6 protein-coding genes are annotated in these 6,075 nt (G+C 73.7%); 3 read left to right on the top strand and 3 right to left on the bottom strand.

Going from position 1 to position 6,075, the window contains the following annotated elements; genetic code table 11:
- Together GSF22_RS29310 and GSF22_RS29305 are read left to right on the top strand one after the other, a co-directional pair.
- Positions 1–1,150: molybdopterin molybdotransferase MoeA (locus tag GSF22_RS29310; protein ID WP_208817152.1), on the top strand; the 1,150-nt coding region annotated here is incomplete at its 5' end.
- A 65-nt stretch (positions 1,151–1,215) separates the two neighbouring features.
- On the top strand, positions 1,216–1,671 hold the full coding sequence (locus GSF22_RS29305) for a molybdenum cofactor biosynthesis protein MoaE (RefSeq protein ID WP_208817153.1): 456 nt from the start codon (positions 1,216–1,218) through the stop codon (positions 1,669–1,671).
- A 31-nt stretch (positions 1,672–1,702) separates the two neighbouring features.
- Here the strand turns inward: GSF22_RS29305 and GSF22_RS29300 are convergent, their stop codons facing one another.
- Both GSF22_RS29300 and GSF22_RS29295 read right to left on the bottom strand, forming a co-directional pair.
- On the bottom strand, positions 1,703–3,169 hold the full coding sequence (locus GSF22_RS29300) for a glycosyltransferase 87 family protein (RefSeq protein ID WP_208817151.1): 1,467 nt from the start codon (positions 3,167–3,169) through the stop codon (positions 1,703–1,705).
- 226 nt (positions 3,170–3,395) lie between these two features.
- Positions 3,396–3,941, bottom strand: coding sequence for a DoxX family protein (locus tag GSF22_RS29295; protein ID WP_208817150.1), 546 nt, complete (start codon positions 3,939–3,941; stop codon positions 3,396–3,398).
- Positions 3,942–4,080: 139 nt separating this feature from the next.
- Between GSF22_RS29295 and GSF22_RS29290 the strand changes: the two genes are divergently transcribed.
- Positions 4,081–4,620: a GNAT family N-acetyltransferase gene (locus GSF22_RS29290; protein WP_208817149.1), complete on the top strand. Its 540-nt coding sequence runs from the start codon at positions 4,081–4,083 to the stop codon at positions 4,618–4,620.
- A 34-nt stretch (positions 4,621–4,654) separates the two neighbouring features.
- On the opposite strand, the gene GSF22_RS29285 is transcribed toward GSF22_RS29290, so the two are convergent.
- The gene (locus GSF22_RS29285) at positions 4,655–5,896 is read right to left on the bottom strand and encodes an ATP-binding protein (protein ID WP_208817148.1); all 1,242 of its coding nucleotides are present in this window, start codon (positions 5,894–5,896) and stop codon (positions 4,655–4,657) included.
- Between the last annotated feature and the right edge of the window lie 179 nt (positions 5,897–6,075).

Genomic DNA, 6,075 nt, shown 5'->3' with positions numbered 1-6,075 from the left:
GCCCGAGACCACCCGCCCGCTCGCCGACGCCGACGGGTACACCCTGACCGAGCCGCTGACCACCCGGACCCCGCTACCCGCCTTCCCCACCTCCAGCGTCGACGGCTGGGCGGTACGCGGACCGGCGCCGTGGCGGGTGGTGGGCCGGGTACTCGCCGGAGCACGACCCCCGGCGCTCGACGAGGACGGCACCACGGTGGAGATCGCCACCGGCGCCATGGTGCCCGAGGGGACGACGGCGATCGTCCGGATCGAGGAGTCCACCCGCACCGGCGACGGCCGGGTCACCGGCAACCCCCGGCCCAGCCCCGAGTGGCGGCTCCCCGGCGAGGAGGCGGAGGCCGGTGAGCAACTGCTGCCGGCCGGCACCCCGGTCGACCCGGCGGTGATCGGCCTGGCCGCCTCCTGCGGCCACGACACCCTCCGGGTGCGCCGCCCGCCGCGCGCCGCCCTGCTGGTCTTCGGCGACGAACTGCTCACCGTCGGCCCGCCCGGCGCCGGCCGGGTCCGGGACGCACTCGGCCCGGCGGTGCCGGCCTGGCTGCGCCGGTACGGCTGCACGGTCCGCCCGTCCGACGTGATCGGCCCGGTCGCCGACACCCTCCCCGCCCACGTCGCGGCGCTGACCGAGGCGCTGGCCGGCGCCGACCTGGTCTGCACCACCGGGGGCACCATGCACGGGCCCGTCGACCACCTGCACCCCGCTCTGCACGCGCTCGGCGCGGACTACGTGGTCAACACGGTCGCGGTCCGGCCCGGGTTCCCGATGCTGCTGGCCCGGCTGGTCGGCCCCGACGGGCGACCCCGCTTCGTGGCCGGACTGCCCGGCAACCCGCAGTCCGCCATCGTGGCCATGGTCTCGCTGGTCGCGCCGTTGCTCGCCGGACTGCGGGGCCGGGCCATGCCGGTCCTTCCGCAGGCCACCCTGGCCGAGCGGATCCCCGGCCGGGGCGACTACACCCATCTCGCGCTGGTCCGGCTGGACCGCGCGGCCAACACCGCCCACCCGGTCCGGCACGTAGGCTCGGCGATGCTGCGCGGACTGTCGGTCGCCGACGGGTTCGCGGTGATCCGACCGGGCACGGTGGGGGAGCCCGGTACGCGGGTGCCCGTGGTGCCGCTGCCGCTGCTGCCCGGGGAACGGACGTGACCCCGCCGGCCGCTGCCCGGGGAGCGGACGTGACCCCGCCGGCCGCTGCTGCCGGGAGTGCGGGCGTGGTCCCGCCGGCCGGCGCCCGGGCTGGTCACGGCGCCCCGGTCAGGTACGCCGAGGTGACCTCCGCGCCACTGGACCTCACCGCGCACGAGGCTGCGGTGGCCGACCCCCGGGCCGGGGCGGTGGTCTCCTTCCAGGGGGTGGTCCGCGACCACGACCACGGCCGTACGGTGTGCTCCCTGGAGTACGAGGGCCATCCCAGTGCGGCGGACGTGCTGCGGGAGGTGGCCGACGAACTGGCCGCCGACCCGGACGTCTACGCGGTGGCGGTGTCCCACCGGATCGGCCCGCTCGCCATCGGCGACGTCGCCCTGGTCGCGGCGGTCAGCACGGCCCACCGTGCCGCCGCCTTCGCGGCCTGCGCACGACTGGTCGACGAGGTGAAGGCGCGGCTGCCGATCTGGAAGCGTCAGGTCTTCGCGGACGGTACCGAGGAGTGGGTGAACTGCCCCTGACCGGGCCCGCCCTGCCGGTCGGGTTGCCGGGTCAGCGGCCGGCGCGGACCAGGCCCGCCCGGTGCAGCCGGTCGGCGTAGAAGGCCGGCTCCGCGCCCGGACGCCACGGCAGCGCGGCGACCAGCACGATCAGCGCCAGCGCCAGCGAGTTCTCCATCAGGGCACCGAAGAGGCCGTCCTGGTAGTGCGAGACCTCGGGAAGCTGGTGCTCGTACGGCCAGATCGGTGAGATCACGAAGAGCAGGTAGAGCCCGAGCGCGGCCACCGCGTGCCGGAGACCGGTCAGCGTAGGGAACCAGATCGGCGCCCGCAGCCCGGTCACCCCGGCCGGGGTGTTGTTGCCGCTCGGCACCTGACCGGCCCGCAGGAGCAGGCCCCGGCTGGCGTCCCGGCGGCGTACCGCCGCGTCGGCGAGCACGATGACGGCCGGGATGACCCAGACCAGGTGGTGCGACCAGGAGATCGGGCTGATCACGTTGGTGGTCAACCCGACCAGGGTGAACGCGGTCAGCTCGTCGCCGTCCGCGCGGGCACTCATCGCCCGGGAGAGGCCGAGCGCCAGCATCAGTACCGAGAACGACAGCCAGAGCAGCCCCGGCGTCTCGATCGAGTCGTAGAGCCGGGCCAGCACCCCGGCTAGGGACTGGTTGGGCGTCATGTCCGCCGCACCGACCCGCTCGGTCTGCCACAGCACGCTGGTGAAGTAGGCGGCCGAGTCCCGCCCGGCGACCGCGAACGTCCCCAGGGTCACCCCGGCGGCCGTACCGATGGCGGTGAACGCGGCCCGCCACTGACGGGTCAGCATCAGGTACACGATGAACAGTGCCGGCGTGAGCTTGACCGACGTGGCCAGGCCGATGCCGGCGCCCGCCCAGACACCACTGAGGACGAACCGGCGCAGCGGCCCGGCCCGGTCGACGCGCCCGTCCCCGGCCCGGTGCCGGGTACCCCGTCGGCCCCGCCAGCGCAGGGCGACCAGGTCGGCCATGATGAGCGCGAAGAGCAGCAGGTTGACCTGGCCGTAGCCGAGGGTCTCCCGGACCGGCTCGGTGGCGATCGCCAGGGGCACCGCGATACCGACGGTGAACCAGAGCGGCCAGCCGAGCCGGTCGACGATCGGCCGCAGCAGCGCGGCCAGGACGACGGTGAGCGCGGCGACGCTGCCGATCACGTTGAGCCAACCGGCGACCGCCATCGGCAGGTGCGCCATCGGCAGCATGGCCAACCCGGCGAAGGGCGGATAGGTGAACCCGAGCGTGGTCTTGGGCGCGACGAACTCGTAGAGCGGCTCGCCACCGGCCCACCAGACCATCGCGCCGTGGTAGATCCGCATGTCGAAGAAGTTGTACGGCCGACCGAACGCGCCGATGGCGAGCCAGGCGGCGTACGCGACGGCGGCCACGACGCCGATCCGGAGGACCGTCCTGCGGTCGATGCCACGGGTGAGGCGGCGGACTGGGGCGAGGCGTTCCACCCGTCTCCCGACGGTCGCCGGCATGGTGTGGCCACCCCCGTACCAAGGTCGTAATGCCCGTCCCGCTCCTGACTGGAGCCTAGAACGGCGCCTCACCCCGATGCCTCCCGCGTTATCCGACCGTGTCCGATCCCACACAAGTTTTTGACATTTCCACCGCGTTAACGCCTGGCGGGGGGTTCAGGTAATTCGTGGCCTCTGCCCTGGGCGGAGACCGGCGAATGTGGGGGGTGGGAAGGATCGACGCAGGTCAGCCGGGCAGTCGACGGGCGGTGGCGGCGGACCGTACCGCGATCCGGGCCTCCCGGCGGGCGGTACGGACCGCGCGCTGGACCGACCGCCGGCTGTGGTCCATGCGGTGACCGGCCCGCCACCGCAGCCCGGGCCGTCCCTCGGTGTCGGCGGCGGCCAGCAGCAACCCGCCGAGGAGACCGAGGTTCTTCACGAAGTGGACCTGGTGGTTGGCCCTCGCCTCCGGGTCCCCGAGGGTCCAGAAGGGATGACCGGCGAAAGTGGTCGGCACCAACGTCCCGGCGAGCGTCGCGGCAGCCGGCCGGGTGAGGTGCCCACTGGCGAGCAGCAGACCGGCGGCGAGCTGTACCGCCCCGTTGACCCGGACCAACTGCTCGGCCCCGGTCGGCAGTTGCGGATGGACCTTCTCCAGGAGCGGACCGACCCGGTCGGTCACCCGTCGGGCCCGGGGCAGCAACGGTGCCGGGTCGCGTACGGCCCGGGCCCCGGAGATCACGAAGATGCCGCTCAGCATGATGCGGGCGAGGCTGCGTACGGGTCTCATGCACCAGTCATACCCCGTCACAGGGCGGATTACCCCCGCATCCGCCGTTCTGCCCGGCTCGACCCCGCGGTGGAGGTGGTCCGCGCCACGCCGGTCGAATGGGCCGGTCGACCCGCCCGCCCGGCGGTAGCGTGCCTGCGTGACCACACTGCGGTTACGTCCCGAGGAACCGGCCGACGTGGAACCCGTCCGCCGCGTGGTCGCGGCGGCGTACGACCGGCCGGACGCGGGCGCGCCACCCGAGGTCGGTCTGGTCGACGCGCTCCGGGGCAGTGACGCCTGGCTGCCGGGCCTGTCGATGGTGGCCGAGTGGGGCGGTGAGGTGGTCGGCTACGCCCTGCTCAGCCGGGTCCGGGTCGATCCGGCCGGCTGGCCGGCGCTGAGCCTCGGGCCGGTGGCGGTGGCGCCGCACCGGCAGGGCATCGGTCTGGGTACGTCGGTGGTGCAGGCGGTGCTCGACGCGGCGACCGAGTTCGGTGAGAGCCTGGTGGTGGTCCTCGGTGACCCGGCCTTCTACCGGCGGTTCGGGTTCGAGCCGGCGGCCCGGCTGCGCCTGACCAGCCCCTGGTCCGGGCTCGGCGATCCGTGGCAGGCGCTGGTCCTTCCGCCGGAGGTCACCGGCGCTTCAGCCCCGCCCGCCGGGGAGGTCGTCTTCCCGGCGCCCTGGTCGCGGGTCTGAGTCCGCCCGCACCTCCGCTGGTTGCGGTCCGGGGTCAGGCCGGCTGGGTCCGGAGGTACCGGCCGAAGTGCGGCACGGTGAAGGCGACCGTGCCACGCTCCCCCGAGTAGATGAGCCCTTTCTTGATCAGGGCGTCCCGGGCGGGGGAGAGACTCGCCGGCTTACGGCCCAGCGCGCGGGCGATGTCGGCGGTCGGTACGGCGAGGTCCATGTCGTCGCGGGGCGCCGTACCGTCCGTGCCGTCCGGCAGGGAGAGGGTGGCCATCGCCCGCATGTACTCCCGCTCGGCCGGCGTGGCCCGTTCGAAACGCGAGCCGAAGAATCCCACCGCCAGTTCGGCTTCGGCCTCCGGGGCGGCGACCCGGACGTCCGCTGCGGTGATCGGCGAGCGGGGCGCATGGTCCCAGGTGGCCTTTCCGTACGCCTGCACGAAGTAGGGGTAGCCACCGGACTTCTCGTAGAGCAGGTCGAGCGCCTTCGGCTCGTACTCGACGTCCTCGCGCCCGGCGGGGGCGCAGAGTGCCTGGTCGGCGGCGAGCCGGTCGAGCCGGTCGATCCGTTGGTAGCGGTAGAGCCGCTCCGAGTAGGACTTGGCGGCGGAGAGCACCGCCGGCAGGTGCGGCAGGCCGGCACCGACCACGATCAGCGGCGCACCGAGCTGCGACAGTTCGTGGCAGGCGGCGCAGAGCGCCGAAACGTCCTCCGGCCCGAGGTCCTGCATCTCGTCGATGAAGACCGCGATTCCGGTACCCACGTCGGCGGCGACGTCGGCCGCGTCGCTGAGCAGCTCGACCAGGTCGATCTCGATGTCACCGGAGTCGGCCCGGCCGTTGCTGGCCGGTACGTCGATACCCGGCTGCCAGCGGTCGCGGAGCTTCGGGGCGGCCGTGCCGCGCCCGGTCGGGGTGGCCCGTTGGGCGAACGCCTTCAGTACTCCGAGGAAGCCGTCGATCCGGTCCGGGGCGCGGTGCCGCGGGGCCAGTTCCCGGACCGCCATGTGCAGGGCGGCGGCCACCGGTCGGCGCAACGACTGGTCCGGTCGGGCCTCGATCTTGCCGGTGCCCCAGAGCCGGTTGATCGCCTGTGAACGCAGCGTGTTGAGCAGTACGGTCTTGCCGACGCCGCGCAGCCCGGTCAGCATCAGGCTGCGCTCGGGGCGCCCCCGGGCGATGCGCTCGAGCACGATGTCGAAGACGTCCAGCTCCCGGCCCCGACCGGCGAGTTCGGGGGGCCGCTGGCCGGCACCGGGGGCGTACGGGTTGCGCACCGGGTCCACGTCTCGCACCGTATCGGTCCGTCTAGCTGCCCAGCTAGAAACAGGTAGAGGAGCCTACCGGCGTGTCGCCCCTGCCCTGCCCACCTCGCAGCTCTCCTCGTTGATCATGAAGTTGTTGTCGTCCCCTTCGGCGTGTCGTGACAACAACTTCATGATCGACCCGGCGGGCGGGCGGGCGG

Source organism: Micromonospora echinofusca (assembly GCF_017614955.1).
Classification (GTDB): Bacteria; Actinomycetota; Actinomycetes; order Mycobacteriales; family Micromonosporaceae; genus Micromonospora; species Micromonospora echinofusca_A.
This window is presented reverse-complemented; position numbering and strand designations above follow the sequence as displayed.

Excerpts from the sequence above, each read along its gene's own strand:
- GSF22_RS29300 (WP_208817151.1), bottom strand. The coding sequence starts at position 3,169 with ATGCCGGCGACCGTCGGGAGACGGGTGGAACGCCTCGCCCCAGTCCGC.
- GSF22_RS29295 (WP_208817150.1), bottom strand. The coding sequence starts at position 3,941 with ATGAGACCCGTACGCAGCCTCGCCCGCATCATGCTGAGCGGCATCTTC.